The sequence below is a fragment of the Xenorhabdus bakwenae genome (assembly GCF_030272115.1).
Taxonomy (GTDB): Bacteria; Pseudomonadota; Gammaproteobacteria; order Enterobacterales; family Enterobacteriaceae; genus Xenorhabdus; species Xenorhabdus bakwenae.
The window spans coordinates 2,981,449-2,998,941 of record NZ_CP119194.1; the positions used below are offsets into that span (position 1 = coordinate 2,981,449).

13 protein-coding genes are annotated in these 17,493 nt (G+C 43.8%); 9 read left to right on the plus strand and 4 right to left on the minus strand.

Annotation, left to right across the window (positions count from 1 at the left end; genetic code table 11):
* Positions 1 to 4 precede the first annotated feature (4 nt).
* Complete coding sequence (recF, locus tag PXH59_RS15030; protein ID WP_047771136.1) at positions 5 to 1,096, plus strand: DNA replication/repair protein RecF; 1,092 nt, start codon at positions 5 to 7, stop codon at positions 1,094 to 1,096.
* Positions 1,097 to 1,114: 18 nt separating this feature from the next.
* Positions 1,115 to 3,529 (plus strand): DNA topoisomerase (ATP-hydrolyzing) subunit B, encoded by a 2,415-nt coding sequence (gene gyrB, locus PXH59_RS15035; RefSeq protein WP_285808998.1) that lies wholly within the window; start codon positions 1,115 to 1,117, stop codon positions 3,527 to 3,529.
* Between the two features lie 38 nt (positions 3,530 to 3,567).
* Here gyrB (PXH59_RS15035) and PXH59_RS15040 read toward each other — a convergent pair whose 3' ends face one another.
* Positions 3,568 to 3,933 (minus strand): hypothetical protein, encoded by a 366-nt coding sequence (locus PXH59_RS15040; RefSeq protein ID WP_285808999.1) that lies wholly within the window; start codon positions 3,931 to 3,933, stop codon positions 3,568 to 3,570.
* 923 nt (positions 3,934 to 4,856) lie between these two features.
* Here PXH59_RS15040 and PXH59_RS15045 point away from each other — a divergent pair.
* Complete coding sequence (locus tag PXH59_RS15045; RefSeq protein WP_285809000.1) at positions 4,857 to 5,636, plus strand: MFS transporter; 780 nt, start codon at positions 4,857 to 4,859, stop codon at positions 5,634 to 5,636.
* Positions 5,637 to 6,050: 414 nt separating this feature from the next.
* Positions 6,051 to 6,758 carry a YqcI/YcgG family protein gene (locus PXH59_RS15050; RefSeq protein ID WP_285809001.1) on the plus strand — a complete coding sequence of 236 codons (708 nt, stop codon included), beginning with the start codon at positions 6,051 to 6,053 and terminating at the stop codon, positions 6,756 to 6,758.
* Here PXH59_RS15050 and PXH59_RS15055 read toward each other — a convergent pair.
* A protein-coding gene (locus PXH59_RS15055) for an IS1 family transposase (RefSeq protein ID WP_285808308.1) occupies positions 6,759 to 7,465 on the minus strand; the annotation gives its coding sequence in 2 pieces (ribosomal slippage) (positions 6,759 to 7,216 and positions 7,216 to 7,465; 708 coding nt in all). It lies immediately after the preceding gene.
* A 56-nt stretch (positions 7,466 to 7,521) separates the two neighbouring features.
* On the opposite strand from PXH59_RS15055, the gene PXH59_RS15060 reads away from it, so the two are divergent.
* The 4 genes from PXH59_RS15060 to PXH59_RS15075 all read left to right on the plus strand — a co-directional run bounded on the left by PXH59_RS15060 (position 7,522) and on the right by PXH59_RS15075 (position 13,022).
* Positions 7,522 to 8,403, plus strand: coding sequence for a DUF819 family protein (locus tag PXH59_RS15060; RefSeq protein ID WP_285809002.1), 882 nt, complete (start codon positions 7,522 to 7,524; stop codon positions 8,401 to 8,403).
* Positions 8,404 to 8,509: 106 nt separating this feature from the next.
* Positions 8,510 to 9,349, plus strand: a complete 840-nt coding sequence (locus PXH59_RS15065; RefSeq protein ID WP_285809003.1) for an IS630 family transposase — start codon at positions 8,510 to 8,512, stop codon at positions 9,347 to 9,349.
* A gap of 69 nt (positions 9,350 to 9,418) precedes the next feature.
* Positions 9,419 to 11,833, plus strand: a complete 2,415-nt coding sequence (gyrB, locus tag PXH59_RS15070; protein WP_285809004.1) for a DNA topoisomerase (ATP-hydrolyzing) subunit B — start codon at positions 9,419 to 9,421, stop codon at positions 11,831 to 11,833.
* 547 nt (positions 11,834 to 12,380) lie between these two features.
* Entirely contained in the window at positions 12,381 to 13,022 is a 642-nt protein-coding gene (locus PXH59_RS15075; protein WP_047770894.1) for a hypothetical protein, read from the plus strand.
* A gap of 177 nt (positions 13,023 to 13,199) precedes the next feature.
* On the opposite strand, the gene asd is transcribed toward PXH59_RS15075, so the two are convergent.
* Positions 13,200 to 14,309, minus strand: coding sequence for an aspartate-semialdehyde dehydrogenase (gene asd / locus PXH59_RS15080; RefSeq protein WP_047770893.1), 1,110 nt, complete (start codon positions 14,307 to 14,309; stop codon positions 13,200 to 13,202).
* A gap of 230 nt (positions 14,310 to 14,539) precedes the next feature.
* Here asd and PXH59_RS15085 point away from each other — a divergent pair, with 230 nt between their 5' ends.
* Positions 14,540 to 15,325: an IS5 family transposase gene (locus PXH59_RS15085; protein ID WP_285809006.1), complete on the plus strand. Its 786-nt coding sequence runs from the start codon at positions 14,540 to 14,542 to the stop codon at positions 15,323 to 15,325.
* Positions 15,326 to 15,563: 238 nt separating this feature from the next.
* On the opposite strand, the gene glmS is transcribed toward PXH59_RS15085, so the two are convergent.
* Positions 15,564 to 17,393: a glutamine--fructose-6-phosphate transaminase (isomerizing) gene (gene glmS, locus PXH59_RS15090; protein WP_285809007.1), complete on the minus strand. Its 1,830-nt coding sequence runs from the start codon at positions 17,391 to 17,393 to the stop codon at positions 15,564 to 15,566.
* Between the last annotated feature and the right edge of the window lie 100 nt (positions 17,394 to 17,493).

The following is a 17,493-nucleotide window of genomic DNA, read 5'->3' on the forward strand; positions in this document are numbered from 1 at the left end:
TTATATGATTCTCTCGCGTTTGCTGATCCGCGATTTCCGTAATATCGCGGATGCTGACCTGCCACTGGCAGCCGGTTTTAATTTTCTGGTTGGGCCGAACGGTAGCGGCAAAACAAGTATATTGGAAGCCATTTATACCTTAGGCCACGGTCGTGCTTTTCGCAGTATTCAGGCAGGCCGGGTAATTCGTCATGATTGCGACGCGTTCATTCTTCATGGGCGCATTGATCAGCTATCCTATGAACGTACTTTATCGGTGGGATTAAGCAAAAACCGTCAGGGCGATAGCAAAGTCAGGATAGATGGCAGTGATGGGCATAAAATTGCTGAATTGGCGAAAATACTGCCGATGCAACTTATCACACCAGAAGGTTTTACGTTGCTAAATGGCGGTCCGAAATATCGTCGGGCCTTTATTGATTGGGGATGTTTTCACAATGAGCCACGCTTTTTTGCAGCCTGGGCTAACCTGAAAAGGCTGCTTAAGCAACGGAATGCCGCATTGCGACAAGTCACCCGCTACAACCAAATCCAGCATTGGGATCGAGAGCTTGCCCCATTGGCAACCGAAATCAGTCAATGGCGGGCTGAATATATTGCAGAAATTTCCGAGGATATAGAAAAAACCTGCAAACAATTTTTACCTGAATTCACACTGAGTACCAGCTTCCAGCAAGGTTGGGACAAAGAGAGTGAATATGCGGAGCTGCTCGCGCGGCAGTTTGAGCGCGACAGATCGCTAACCTACACCGCTTCCGGCCCGCATAAAGCCGATCTGCGGATCAGGGCGGACGGTACACCAGTAGAAGATATGCTGTCCCGGGGTCAGTTGAAGTTACTGATGTGCGCATTGAGGTTAGCACAGGGTGAATATTTCACCCGACAGAGCGGGCAAAAATGCCTGTATCTGCTTGATGATTTTGCCTCAGAACTGGATGCCGGCCGTCGTCAGCTATTAGCCGAGCGTCTGAAATCTACGCAAGCCCAGGTGTTTGTCAGTGCAATCACATCCGGGCAAGTTACAGACATGATTGATGTAAATAGCAGGATGTTTCGCGTAGAACATGGCAAAATAGAGGTTCAACCACAGGATTAAGATGAGCGAGAAACGTTGATGTCGAATACATATGACTCCTCAAGTATCAAGGTATTAAAAGGGCTGGATGCCGTCCGTAAACGTCCAGGCATGTATATCGGTGATACCGATGATGGTACTGGCCTTCACCACATGGTCTTCGAGGTTGTTGATAACGCTATCGACGAAGCCCTCGCAGGTCATTGTGACAAAATAACTGTCACTATCCACGCAGATAACTCCGTTTCTGTGCAGGATGATGGCCGCGGTATTCCGACCGACATACACGAAGAAGAAGGTGTTTCAGCAGCAGAAGTCATTATGACCGTGCTGCATGCGGGGGGTAAATTCGATGATAACTCCTATAAAGTTTCTGGTGGACTGCATGGCGTGGGGGTTTCTGTTGTTAACGCCTTATCGGAAAAACTGGAACTGACTATCCGCCGTGACGGTAAGGTTCACGAACAAACCTATTGTCTGGGCGTGCCACAGTCACCACTGAAAGTTGTCGGTGATACTGAGCAGACAGGAACCACTGTCCGTTTCTGGCCAAGTATGGATACGTTTAAGATTAACACTGAGTTCGAATACGACATTCTGGCAAAGCGCCTGCGTGAATTATCATTCCTCAACTCCGGTGTTGCCATTCGTTTAGTCGACAAACGCACCAATGCCGAAGATCTCTTTCACTATGAAGGGGGCATCAAAGCGTTTGTTGAATTCCTGAGCCGCAATAAAAACCCCATTCACCCGAATGTCTTCTATTTCTTTACCGAAAAAGATGGTATTGGTGTTGAAATTTCCATGCAATGGAATGACGGTTTTCAGGAAAACATTTACTGTTTCACCAACAACATTCCTCAGCGTGATGGGGGAACCCATTTAGTGGGTTTCCGTACCGCAATGACCCGTACCCTTAATAGTTACATGGACAAAGAGGGTTACAACAAGAAATCCAAAGTCAGCGCTACCGGTGACGATGCCCGCGAAGGTTTGATTGCGGTCATTTCCGTTAAAGTCCCTGATCCTAAATTCTCTTCCCAGACCAAAGACAAACTGGTTTCTTCCGAAGTGAAAACAGTGGTTGAAACCCTGATGAATGAGAAGCTGGTGGAATACCTGCTGGAAAATCCGAACGATGCTAAAACCGTCGTCGGCAAAATCATCGACGCAGCCCGCGCCCGTGAAGCCGCCCGTAAAGCGCGTGAAATGACCCGCCGCAAAGGTGCTATGGATCTGGCCGGATTACCGGGCAAACTGGCTGACTGCCAGGAGCGCGATCCGGCGCTGTCTGAACTCTATCTGGTGGAGGGTGATTCTGCGGGCGGTTCAGCAAAACAGGGACGTAACCGTAAGAACCAGGCTATCCTGCCGTTGAAAGGTAAAATCCTGAACGTTGAGAAAGCGCGCTTTGACAAGATGCTCTCCTCACAGGAAGTCGCCACCTTGATCACCGCTCTGGGTTGCGGCATTGGCCGTGATGAGTACAACCCAGACAAGCTGCGTTATCACAGCATTATCATCATGACCGATGCCGACGTTGATGGATCGCACATCCGCACCCTGTTGCTGACATTCTTCTATCGTCAGATGCCGGAAATCATTGAGCGCGGTTATGTCTACATCGCCCAGCCACCACTGTATAAAGTGAAGAAAGGCAAACAAGAGCAATACATCAAAGATGACGATGCAATGGAAGCCTACCTGATGTCCATTGCCTTGGATGGCGCAGCATTGTATACCAATCCACATGCACCCGCCCTGAAAGGTGAAGCATTGGAAAAATTGGTGACTGAATTCAATACCGCTCAGAAAATCATCCGTCGCATGGAACGCCTGTATCCGCTGGCCCTGCTGAACAACCTGATTTACCATCCAAAACTGACCGAAGATGCCTTGAACGATCAGGCGAAAGTGGAAGAATGGGTCAGCGAGTTGTCTATTCGTCTGAATGACAAAGAGCAGCATGGCAGCACTTACAGCTATCAAATCCATGAAAACCGCGAACGCCAGATTTTTGAGCCAATTTTGCGCATTCGTACACATGGTGTTGATATTAACTACAATCTGGATTTCGATTTTATCCACGGTGGCGAATATCGCCGCATTACCAAACTGGGTGAATTGATCGGGAGTTTGATTGAGGAAGACGCATACATCGAACGTGGCGAACGTCGTCAGGCAATAAGCAGCTTTGAACAGGCTCTGGAATGGCTGACGAAAGAGTCACGCCGTGGTCTTTCCGTCCAACGCTATAAAGGTCTGGGGGAAATGAACCCTGATCAGTTGTGGGAAACAACCATGAACCCGGAAACCCGTCGCATGATGCGTGTCACCGTGAAAGATGCGATTGCAACTGACCAACTGTTCACGACCCTGATGGGAGATGCGGTTGAACCTCGCCGGGCATTTATTGAGGAGAATGCTCTGAAAGCGGCGAATATTGATATCTGATATTACTCCTTAAATCCATTATCCCAGATAGCACAGAGCTATCTGGGATAAATTTGTGATTCCCCCGTTTCTGCAACACTAATTTCGTTATCCATTTCATGGATGCAGATGTTCCAAGCTTTTAGGTCTTCCCACAAGTTTTGATGATGATTGAAGGCATTGACATTCTGGGTGGGGACAAGCCTGATGATAAATCCCATCTCCTGTAGTGTTCTGCCCCAATAATGAGACGTTGCACAGGCTTTCATCGCAATGACGGTGGCCGACGGGAAAATGCGCACGGTATCGAGTAATTTTTGCTGTGAGATTTTTCGGTTCAAAGTCACGAAGCCATATTCCATCCACACACAAACCTGAAAAACGTTTTTAGCGAGCTCAATGCCCACCACTTTGATCGTATTCATGAGATGTTCTCCCAAAATTCAATGCATCGGAAAAAAGATGGCACTGTTTGCCGTTGAAAAGGAGGCGTCCATCATCACTATTATTTTGACATGAGGAGGGTGGATAAAAACTCTAAATGATGTAACAAATATGTTTATGATATGCTTTGTGAATGATGTTTTTTGTACATTTGTAGTGTGATAAACCGAAAATACTATTTTATATCTTAATTACCACTGTAGGGCTTGAAAAATATCTAATCTTAAACATAATAGGTTATTCCAAATTTTATCCAGAAAAGTTTAAGTTTAGAATACAAATTTGTTATACATAACTATATGGGCACTGTTCATATTCAAGGGGATACATACTTTCTTGTTTGTATAAAAAATATTGCATTTATTATTTATATTAAATGAGAATAATAACCATACTGAACTTCTTACTCTCTCCTTGTCATATGAATTGATGGTTATTACGTGTTTTATTTAAAATCTTGGAAGAAGCTAATGTTCAGAGTAGTAATATTAATTATATTTAAACAGAAAGATATCAATGGTAAATTATTATCTTTCTATTATTTTAAAATCAAACAAAATTTAGAAACATTAAAATTTTATTATTATTAACTTTAGATATTAAAGCATGGTTAATAATTAACCTGAATTTTTTGATAAAAAATATTTTAGTGCCTAGGACTAAGATACTGTCATTAGGAAAGGTAAAAAGTTAATTATTAGTACCATAGATAACAAAATAGGCTATTAAAGGTTTACATCATTTAAAATAAAGAATTAAAACTATCACCATCTGTAATTATTTAAGGTTAGCAGAATATGAAATTACCAGTAGACAGTTAGAGAAACAAAATACGCCTTTACTTCGAATATAATGATGTAGTACTCATTATGTGAATCTGCCATTTAAATAAGGTAACAATAAAATGTCTACGAAGGTTTCAATTATATTACTTGCTATCGCAATGTTTGTTATCACCTTTGCTGTCAATATTCAGACCCCACTTTATAGCCAATATGCATCCATGAGTAATGTAGGAACAACTGCAGTGACCCTTGCCTTTGCTGCTTATGTATTAGGTTTGATGCCTACGCTATTATTCCTAGGAGGTTTATCCGATAGAGTTGGAAGACGACTTCCTATTTCTATTGCATTATTTTTAGCAATAGCAGCAACATTTTTGCTTATTATTTATCCAGGCTGGGGAAGCTTATTTATTTCACGGTTATTACTTGGGATCGGTACAGGGCTAGCTACCACATCAGGTACAGCATATATGACAGAACTGATGGGAGAAGCCAAGGCAGATAAAGCTGCTCTTCTCGTCACATCAATGACCTCGCTTGGTTTCGGTAGTGGTGCATTAGCAACCAGTATTAGTTTAAAATTTCAGGGAACTACATTTACTCCATATAGTTATCAAGCTTTCATTGCACTCGCCCCCATACTGGCAATCATCACTCTAATGATGTCTAAAAAGTATACCCGTAAAAATGTCTCAATGCTCAGACTCCCAACATTCCCAGCAGGAACTTGGATTTACGGTATGGCTATTGCTATTGCATGGTCAACTACTGGCATGATTATTGGGGTAATACCTCTAGAACTTGAGAGATTGGCACTGAGTGATTGGACTGGGATGACAGTTTTTTTTGGCTGTATTCGTGGGTTTTTTAAGTCAACCTTTTGCCAGATGTTTATCTAACGAAAATTCATTGCGACTCGGATTCATTTTAACGTTCCTCGGCTTTGTGGTTATTGTTATTGGTGTTAATTACGTATCTCCCAGTTTGATCTTAATGGGGACTGCATTAACCAGCGCATCTAGCTATGGATTTATCTATCTTGCAGCGTTGTTTTTATTTTCATCTAAGGATCCTCATAACCGTGCTCGTTCAGTAGCTGGTATGTTCATATACGCCTACGTTGGTTTTTCTCTACCTGTAATTGGCAGTGGTATTATCGCTGATCTGTTTGGAAATGAAAAAGCACTGGAGATATTTCTCTTCTTCCAGATCATAGCAATTATATGTTCACTAATAGCATGGAAGCTCCTCGCAAGATATCGAAAATCACATTGATTTAGTTTAAATAATCTTACCATTGGAGATATTATCAAATGAATAATATTAGATTACTGATCTCTCAGAGAACTCTATCAGAAAAAGGCACAGGCTGGCATAAAGATGTATTTGATAATTTAAAAAATAAACTCAATGATCCTGATTTTCCTTGTGTTTTTTCCAAACGTGCATTTAGGAAAAAGTTGTTACTGTTTATTTTTGTTGAAAATAATTCACATGAAGAATTAAATCATTTAATCGAAACACTCAAAGAATTCATAGCTATTGAGAGGAAATGGAATAAAGAAATTGATACTGCTTCTCCACTGGTTGTTGCATTCTCCAAAAACGCAATTTCTGCCAACACCATAGAGGGTTATCACAACTATGGCTGGAGTATTTTGCAAAAGCTTCATGATAATGACACCATCCCTTGGCCAGAAAATGTTGGAATAGATCCTGATGCAGAAGGTTGGTCAATGTGTTTTGACGGCATGCAGTTATTTATCAACATGAGCACTCCAGAAAATAAAAAAAGGCGTAGTAGAAACCTAGGAGATCATTTAATTTTTATTATTAATCCACGGGAACGATTTGATGTAATTGCCGGAGAAAATCCTATTGGCAGAAAAATCAGGAGTAATATTAGGAAACGAATTGAAAACTATGATGGCATGGAGCGTGCTAAACAACTTGGTTCTTATTCGACTGGTGCACTGGAATGGTGGCAATATGGTCTAATTGAAGGGTCATGCACCCAATAGTTAGATAACCTTTGGAAGATAGTATTCACGCTCAATGAAAGTGCCTATCACTTTGTCATGCATTTCTTCGGATTTGGAATAACAGATCGTTTTCCGATTCAGTCTCTTGATGCGAGTACGTAAGGTCAGATTGGTTCTTTCGATACGTTGAGTAAATTTCTTCCCTCTAAAGTGTTTTTCCTCAGAAAGGCAATCGTAAACGGCATAATTATCGGTACAGAAAAATTGAATTTCGAAAGGAGCCAGAAGTGCCAGCAATTTGCTCAGTGTTTTCCTGCTGCGATCCCCCAATACGTGCGCGATTATTTGCTTTTGCTCCGGTTCCCAGGCATACCAAAGCCAGCGCTGATTCTTCTTGTTACCGACAAAAGACCATTGTTCATCAATTTCGCAGATAATATGAATATTATTTGCGGCCAGCGGCAGTGTAGTTACCTGTCTGGGTTCGAGTTTTTTAGGGTACGAAGAACGGTGTTGATACCCACCTTCAGGACACGAGCGGTGTCTCTGATACCGCCATTATTCGCAGCCATATCCACAATCTGATCTTTCATTCCGGGTTTGCAGGCTTGGTAGGTGTAATTCAGTTGAAAGGTTTTACGGCAGGCATAACAGTGATAACGCTGATGTCCGCTGCTTCCTTTTCCATGCCCTTTGACCTCTTCCGCTTTGTGACAGTAACGACAAACCACATCAACTTTAGCCATATCTCACCAGTAATAAAAAGTGGGGAGTTTACTACAACAATCTAATGATTGGAAGCATGACCCATCTGCTCAAGGGATATATTTCCGAACTGGATAAAATAAGCAGTATGATTTCGGCATCTTATACGGGAGGAGGAGTCAACTTTGCTGTAATGGCGGCTAAACTAGAACCTTCTCAAAGTATGGTTGTATCCACCATTGTGGCTGATCATATGATGATGGCTGGCTATTTTATTATTCTGATAGCAATATCTGGCTGGACAGCGGCAAGGAAATTCTGGGGCAGTCTCTACTCTGGCGTGATAGATGACTCTCCCAACTTAGATAAATCCCAGACCTTTGCTGCCGCCTATTGGAAACCCCAAAATATTGCCCTGAAAGATATAGCCTTATCTCTTGCATGGTCAATCTTTATCGTTACCTTATCATTTCATCTCTCATCATGGCTAAAGTTCCTGTTTGGGCAGCCTGATAATATCTATCAGGAACTAGTTTTCAGTTTGGTATCTGATAAATACCTGCTCCTTACCACGGTAACATTTATTGTCGTATCTATCTTCAAAAAGACGTTCAGTAACTTGAATGGTACACAGGAATTAGGGATTTATGCCATTTATATGTTTTTTGTCGTTATAGGTATACCAGCTTCAATTCATTCCATCATTAACAACGCGCCTTTACTGTTTGTCTTTGTTTTCATCATTGCCATGATTAACTTGATTATTACCCTTGCTGCGGGGAAAGTATTTAAATTCAGTCTGGAAGAAAACATTCTTGCCTGTAATGCCAATATCGGTGGACCGACCACAGCCGCGGCAATGGCAATCAACAGAGGTTGGAATACTCTGGTCGGGCCGATTATGGTTATTGGTACCGTCGGTTACGTTATTGGTAATTACGTTGGCACATTTGTTTATTTTATTGTGGGGAAAATGTAGTGGCAGGAGGAGTTCAGGCTTTCATGGAAACTTTAACTTTAGATATAGCAAAATCATACTAATATGTCATAATATCCAAATCCAAAATGACAAGGCATAAAGTGAAATGGGTTACAGTCTAAATTTTCGAAAAAGAGTACTGGCATACAAAGATAAGCATTCGTTGACTTTCGAACAAACGAGTGCCCATTTTGAGATTTCTATTCGTACCCTGTTCCGGTGGAGTCATAAAATAGAACCTTGCATGACGCGTGATAAGCCTCCCATGAAAATTCCTGATGAGGTGCTCATCGCGGATGTCCAAAATTTTCCTGATGACTATCAATGGGAAAGAGCAAAGCGCTTAGGGGTCTCACAATCGGCGATTCATTACGCGTTGAAACGGCTTCGCCTCACTCATAAAAAAACCTTAAAACATCCTCGCGCTGATCCTCAGCTTCGTCAGGCGTTTGTCGAGCGCATCAGCGGCTATAAACAGGAAGGCAAACCGATTGTGTATTTGGATGAAAGTGGTTTCGCGCAGTCAATGCCACGGATATACGGGTATTCAGAGAAAGGGCAGCGTTGTTTTGGTACACAGGATTGGCACGCGAAAGGCCGTATTAACGTGATTGGAGCCATTCTCGAAAATACGTTCATCACCTTAAGCTTATTTACTGGCAACATTAACGCCGATGTCTTTCATGCGTGGGTGACGCAGGATTTATTGCCCAAACTCCCACACGGTGCCGTGATAGTCATGGATAATGCGCGTTTTCATAAACGACTTGATACGATACAAGCGATAGCAGAGAGTCAATATCAATTAGAGTGGCTGCCCGCTTATAGTCCGGACTTGAATCCCATAGAACACAAATGGGGTGGGGCAAAAGCGATAAGAAGACAAAAAAGATGTTCAGTTGATGAGGTGTTCACCGAGCACATCGAGTGTGTCAGGTTATGTTGATTCTGCTATAGCATACCCTTCACAACCAAACCGTGGGGCACTTATGGGTAATCCTTCCGAGAAACGTTGATGTCGAATACATATGACTCCTCAAGTATCAAGGTATTAAAAGGGCTGGATGCCGTCCGTAAACGTCCAGGCATGTATATCGGTGATACCGATGATGGTACTGGCCTGCACCACATGGTCTTCGAGGTTGTTGATAACGCTATCGACGAAGCCCTCGCAGGTCATTGTGACAAAATAACTGTCACTATCCACGCAGATAACTCCGTTTCTGTGCAGGATGATGGCCGCGGTATTCCGACCGACATACACGAAGAAGAAGGTGTTTCAGCAGCAGAAGTCATTATGACCGTGCTGCATGCGGGGGGTAAATTCGATGATAACTCCTATAAAGTTTCCGGTGGACTGCATGGCGTGGGGGTTTCTGTTGTTAACGCCTTATCGGAAAAACTGGAACTGACTATCCGCCGTGACGGTAAGGTTCACGAACAAACCTATTGTCTGGGCGTGCCACAGTCACCACTGAAAGTTGTCGGTGATACTGAGCAGACAGGAACCACTGTCCGTTTCTGGCCAAGTATGGATACGTTTAAGATTAACACTGAGTTCGAATACGACATTCTGGCAAAGCGCCTGCGTGAATTATCATTCCTCAACTCCGGTGTTGCCATTCGTTTAGTCGACAAACGCACCAATGCCGAAGATCTCTTTCACTATGAAGGGGGCATCAAAGCGTTTGTTGAATTCCTGAGCCGCAATAAAAACCCCATTCACCCGAATGTCTTCTATTTCTTTACCGAAAAAGATGGTATTGGTGTTGAAATTTCCATGCAATGGAATGACGGTTTTCAGGAAAACATTTACTGTTTCACCAACAACATTCCTCAGCGTGATGGGGGAGCCCATTTAGTGGGTTTCCGTACCGCAATGACCCGTACCCTCAATAGCTACATGGATAAAGAGGGTTACAACAAGAAATCCAAAGTCAGCGCTACCGGTGACGATGCCCGCGAAGGTTTGATTGCGGTCATTTCCGTTAAAGTCCCTGATCCTAAATTCTCTTCCCAGACCAAAGACAAACTGGTTTCTTCCGAAGTGAAAACAGTGGTTGAAACCCTGATGAATGAGAAGCTGGTGGAATACCTGCTGGAAAATCCGAACGATGCTAAAACCGTCGTCGACAAAATCATCGATGCAGCCCGCGCCCGTGAAGCCGCCCGTAAAGCGCGTGAAATGACCCGCCGCAAAGGTGCTATGGATCTGGCCGGATTACCGGGCAAACTGGCTGACTGCCAGGAGCGCGATCCGGCGCTGTCTGAACTCTATCTGGTGGAGGGTGATTCTGCGGGCGGTTCAGCAAAACAGGGACGTAACCGTAAGAACCAGGCTATCCTGCCGTTGAAAGGTAAAATCCTGAACGTTGAGAAAGCGCGCTTTGACAAGATGCTCTCCTCACAGGAAGTCGCCACCTTGATCACCGCTCTGGGTTGCGGCATTGGCCGTGATGAGTACAACCCAGACAAGCTGCGTTATCACAGCATTATCATCATGACCGATGCCGACGTTGATGGATCGCACATCCGCACCCTGTTGCTGACATTCTTCTATCGTCAGATGCCGGAAATCATTGAGCGCGGTTATGTCTACATCGCCCAGCCACCACTGTATAAAGTGAAGAAAGGCAAACAAGAGCAATACATCAAAGATGACGATGCAATGGAAGCCTACCTGATGTCCATTGCCTTGGATGGCGCAGCATTGTATACCAATCCACATGCACCCGCCCTGAAAGGTGAAGCATTGGAAAAATTGGTGACTGAATTCAATACCGCTCAGAAAATCATCCGTCGCATGGAACGTCTGTATCCGCTGGCCCTGCTGAACAACCTGATTTACCATCCAAAACTGACCGAAGATGCCTTGAACGATCAGGCGAAAGTGGAAGAATGGGTCAGCGAGTTGTCTATTCGTCTGAATGACAAAGAGCAGCATGGCAGCACTTACAGCTATCAAATCCATGAAAACCGCGAACGCCAGATTTTTGAGCCAATTTTGCGCATTCGTACACATGGTGTTGATATTAACTACAATCTGGATTTCGATTTTATCCACGGTGGCGAATATCGCCGCATTACCAAACTGGGTGAATTGATCGGGAGTTTGATTGAGGAAGACGCATACATCGAACGTGGCGAACGTCGTCAGGCAATAAGCAGCTTTGAACAGGCTCTGGAATGGCTGACGAAAGAGTCACGCCGTGGTCTTTCCGTCCAACGCTATAAAGGTCTGGGGGAAATGAACCCTGATCAGTTGTGGGAAACAACCATGAACCCGGAAACCCGTCGCATGATGCGTGTCACCGTGAAAGATGCGATTGCAACTGACCAACTGTTCACGACCCTGATGGGAGATGCGGTTGAACCTCGCCGGGCATTTATTGAGGAGAATGCTCTGAAAGCGGCGAATATTGATATCTGATATTTCCGGCACTATGTAGAGAACGCCAGATAATAAATTTCAAGTTGCAGGCAATAAAGCTGCAACTTGAAAAATGACAGAATTATATCCGACAGGAAAATAAAAAAATTTATAATAATCTATAAATATTGTCATAATCAAAAAATATAAACAAACCTGACCACTATAAAATAAATATTATCCCCATGAGAGTAATAAATTTATTATTGATGACTTCACCTGTTATTAATATATATTTATACCAATCCAACCTCAAGGTATGTGTTATATTTCTTCACACAACGGGGAAATATAAGCCCCGTTGCGGATTGCAACTTGAAGTTTATCGAGTATATAATTCACGCGCTTACTATTTAATTATATGTAACATAACAAAATACAAATAAGAACAGCCTTAAAAAATTATTGACAATGGTATGCTAATAAAGTTAATTAATACCCCAGTTCATTCATCTAATCCGATTTATCAGAAGCTGTATCATTATCCGTAGGGATATTTACATATTTATATATCTATATATTTAGTAATGTCATTTAGGAGAAGATCATGCAAAATTTTACTACCCAAACATCCACCATACCTCATATTATTGAGGCCGAGATGGTGAGTCAAAATGAGCTGTGTCGTATATCCGACAATGCCGATGCTCTCCGTTCTAAGGCAATGGAACTGACCGATTCGTGGGAAGGTGTAATGTTCGCATTAACCCATGAAGAAATTGAAAATATCGCACTGGCTGTTGGTTTCATTCCAGAAGTAGCAAGTAAAATTCACCATGAAATTAAATCACTTTCCTATGCCAAAATCCAATCCAACACAGGCTCAGATTCACTTGCAACCAAACATAACATGGATATTAGTCTTCTTGCACTCCGGGGTGTAACAGACTTTGATCGTGCTTTATCTCATGTTAATGATAGTAACCTGGAAGAAATTCTGGATGAAAACCAAGAGATATTCCAGAAAATCCGTAATGCACTTCCCGCTTATGAAGCCCGGATGAATTTTAGGCCCGAAACGGCCTCTGCTGTGCTTAAGTCTCTGGGGGCAGAGATATCACCTGAATTGCTTTATAAAATTTGTCCAAAATACCACACGACGTCGGTTATAGACCTTGAAAACCGCAAAGGGGTCAGTACCGAGTTTATTCGTTGTGTCACATTAACATTGGGTACAACCGTTTGCTAAAAGCATTAATATTATGCCAGCGCCCGTTTTCTTGGGCGCTGGCATTTTAGGTAACGACACTGATTTATTGATATTGATGAAAAATTCAGGCGACAGGCGAAAAAATCATTAATGCCGCCACGAATGACGGCATTATCCCAACAAATGCAGTGTTTCAATAAAAAACTTAACTCTTTTCTACAGCAGAATACGTAACATACGGCGCAAAGGCTCTGCGGCTCCCCAGAGCAACTGATCACCCACCGTAAAGGCAGATAAATATTCCGGTCCCATATTCAACTTACGCAGACGACCCACAGGTGTATTCAACGTGCCGGTAACCGCTGCCGGCGTTAACTCCCGCATCGTTAGCTCCCGATCATTTGGAATAACGCGAACCCAATCATTATGGGAAGCCAATAGCATTTCAATTTCCTGGATCGGGATATCTTGTTTCAATTTCAGGGTAAATGCCTGACTATGGCAACGCAATGCCCCAATACGGACACACAAGCCATCAATCGGGATCACATTATTGCCTGTGTTCAAGATCTTGTTGGTTTCCGCCTGACCTTTCCATTCTTCGCGGCTCTGCCCGTTTTCCAGTTGTTTATCGATCCACGGAATTAAGCTCCCGGCCAAAGGAACACCAAACTGCTCCGTTGGCAATGCCCCACTGCGGGTAAAATCTGTTACACGTTTTTCAATATCCAAAATTGCGGAAGCAGGGGTCTTTAATTCTTCAGCAACCAGATGATGCAACATCCCCATTTGCACCAACAGCTCACGCATATGGCGAGCACCACCGCCAGAAGCGGCCTGATAGCTTGATACCGACGCCCATTCAATCAAATCATTGGCAAACAATCCTCCCAACGACATCAACATCAAGCTGACGGTACAGTTACCGCCAACAAAAGTTTTGATACCTTTATTCAGGCTATTTTGAATATGTCGGAGGTTAACAGGATCAAGAATAATGACAGCGTCATCATTCATACGTAGTGCAGAAGCGGCATCTATCCAATATCCCTGCCAGCCGGTTGCCCTCAGTTTAGGGTAGATTTCATCGGTATAATCCCCACCCTGACAGCTAATGATAATATCCAGCGCACCCAGTGCCTCAATATCAAAAGCATCCTGTAACACACCTGATTTTCCAGCGAATTCTGGCGCAGGAAGCCCGTGCTGGGAGGTTGTGAAGAAAACCGGATTTATTGCGTCAAAATCCTGCTCTTCTACCATTCGCTGCATCAATACTGAGCCGACCATACCGCGCCAGCCGATAAAACCTACACACTTACTCATGTTTACCCTGCCTTGAAAAATGTTCATCTGATACCACTGATATCATTAAAACTGACAAAATATAGCAAAAGGTGCAAGTATATTTATGAGCTATAGCACTAGAACTTTTAAAGCGATGGGTCTGCCATTTTTAAGTTATATTGAGATTTGCACCGTTAATTTAGAAAATACCGCTGTAACAACCTGTTCAGAGTTTTTACTAAAATACATTGAACCCTGATAATCTGAAGATGAGAAAAGTTTACCCCAGTGATATCACCCGTGAGCAATTTGAGCAGATACGCTCTCTGCTTGAACAAGCCCGTAAACGAACTGCATCCCGTAAAATTGACCTTTACGAGGTATTTTGTGGCCTCTTGTATCTGTTGAAAAGCGGATGTCAATGGCGCATGCTGCCGTCCGATTTCCCTAAATGGCGTACTGTACATTATGACTACCAGATTTGGAGTGAACCCCATGAATCCGGCTCTGTTTTGGCGCTGGCTTTAAAAAAATCAGGTTCAAGAAGCCAGACAAAAAACGGCCGTGACGCATTGAGCACGTTTTTAATTGTTGATGCACAAAGTGTCAACAATACCGATACAGCGAAAAGCAAAGGCTATGATGCGGGGAAAAAGATTTCAGGGATAAAGCGCCATATCGTTGTTGATAGTCAAGGACTTCCTCACGCCATGATAGTCACAACGGCCAATGTGACTGACAGGGAAGGCGCACTGGATGCACTGGCCGGGCATCAGGCCAATCCGGGAAACTTAAAGTGCCTTTTGGCGGATGGGGGATATACAGGTGATCGTTTTGCTTTGTCGATCAAACTGTTGTGTGGTGCTACCGTGCAAATTGCCCAACGTCATGAGTTACATAGATTGATAGTCATTCCTAAACGTTGGGTTGTTGAACGCTCGTTCAGTGGGTTGGAAAAATGCAGACGGCTTTGGAAAAATTGTGAACGAAAACTGAATACCAGTTTGCAAATGATCAATTTAGCTTTCTTAGTGGTGTTATTAAAAAGACTCTGAACAGGTTGTTAGGTTAGGCAATAGAAATTTTGGTTGTCAAGTCGCATGAAACCAACCGATATTGTGCGTCTTTTGAAGATATATTGAGTGTAGTTTAGACATCACTTATCACGTGAAAATAGCTATGATCTGTTTTCAGAAAGGAATAATAAGTCCGTTATCCATTACGTGCAAACTCCCCAAATACAGTGAGATCTGCCTTTGAAAGACAGATCTCTGACCGCTAACTACAACACCATCACTCCACCGTTACCGACTTCGCCAAGTTACGAGGCTGATCCACATCCGTACCTTTGATCAAGGCAACGTGGTAAGACAGCAATTGCAGGGGCACAGTGTAGAAGATCGGTGCGATCAACTCTTCTACGTGTGGCAGGGAGATGATCTTCATGTTTTCGCTGTTGGTGAAACCTGCATCTTGATCGGCGAAGACATACAACAAACCGCCACGGGCACGAACTTCTTCGATATTGGATTTCAGTTTTTCCAGCAGTTCGTTGTTTGGTGCGACGATGATGACCGGCATATCCGCATCGATCAGTGCCAACGGGCCATGTTTCAATTCACCAGCAGCGTAGGCTTCTGCGTGAATGTAGGAGATCTCTTTCAGTTTCAGTGCACCTTCAACCGCGATCGGGTATTGATCGCCACGGCCAAGGAACAGGGCATGATGTTTTTCAGAGAAATCTTCTGCCAATGCTTCAATCAGCTTGTCTTTGGATAACATGCTTTCAATGCGGCTTGGCAGGGCATGCAGGGCATGAACAATGTCTTGTTCCAGTGCTACATCCGCACCTTTCAGGCGTCCAATGTAAGCCACCAGCATCAGCAATACAGTTAGCTGGGTGGTAAAGGCTTTGGTGGATGCCACGCCGATTTCTGCCCCTGCTTTGGTCATCAGGGCAAATTCAGATTCACGTACCAAAGAGGAACCAACAACGTTACAGATGGTCAACGAAGTCAGATAGCCTAGTTCTTTAGACAAACGCAGAGCAGCCAAGGTATCCGCCGTTTCACCGGATTGGGACAGGGTGATCAGCAGGCTTCCTTTACGGCACGCTGGTTTGCGGTAACGGAATTCAGAAGCGATTTCAACATCACATGGAATACCTGCTAGTGATTCGAACCAGTAGCGCGAAACCATGCCTGCATTGTAGGAAGTACCGCAGGCAACGATTTGGATATGCTCAACTTGTGACAGTAATTCCGCCGCATTAGCGCCCAGTTCTGACAGATTTACCTGACCATTGCTAAAACGGCCTTCCAATGTGCTTTTGATCGCCATCGGTTGTTCGTAAATCTCTTTCTGCATGTAGTGACGGTATACCCCTTTATCACCGGCATCGTACTGAACGTTGGATTCAATTTGCTCGCGCTCAACCGCTTCGCCCTGCACATCAAAGATGCGAACGGAACGGCGAGTGATTTCTGCAATATCCCCCTCTTCCAGATAGATAAAGCGACGAGTCACTGGCAGTAATGCCAATTGGTCAGATGCCAGGAAGTTTTCACCCACACCTAAGCCAATGACCAATGGGCTGCCAGAACGCGCAGCAACCAGCACATCTGGATGACGGCTATCCATAATTACGGTGCCATAAGCGCCACGTAATTGTGGGATCACACGCTGCACCACTTCCAGCAGTGAACCGCCTTGTTGCTGTTCCCAGTGAATAAGGTGGGCAATGGTTTCTGTATCTGTATCAGAAGAGAAGGTGTAACCACGCGTTTTTAATTCTTCGCGTAGCGCTTCATGGTTTTCAATAATGCCATTATGCACAACGGCAATATGCTCAGAAACATGAGGATGAGCATTGCGTTCGTTTGGTTCACCGTGAGTCGCCCAACGAGTATGAGCAATCCCTGTGCCGCCAATAACTGGCTGTTTATCTGCTTCATCAGCCAGCATCTGTACTTTGCCCACTTCACGCAGGCGGGTCATGCGGTTTTCACTGTCAACGATAGCCATACCCGCAGAGTCATAACCACGGTATTCCAGGCGACGAAGACCTTCGATCAGTATTTCTGCAATATCCCGTTGTGCTACTGCACCAACAATTCCACACATTTTGTTTTATTCCCAAAAACAGGGCGATGAAGCCCTTTTATGTCGCTAACCTGATTGTGTTTCGGCTTTGCCGTCCCCGAGCTTTGTAGAGATGGGGATT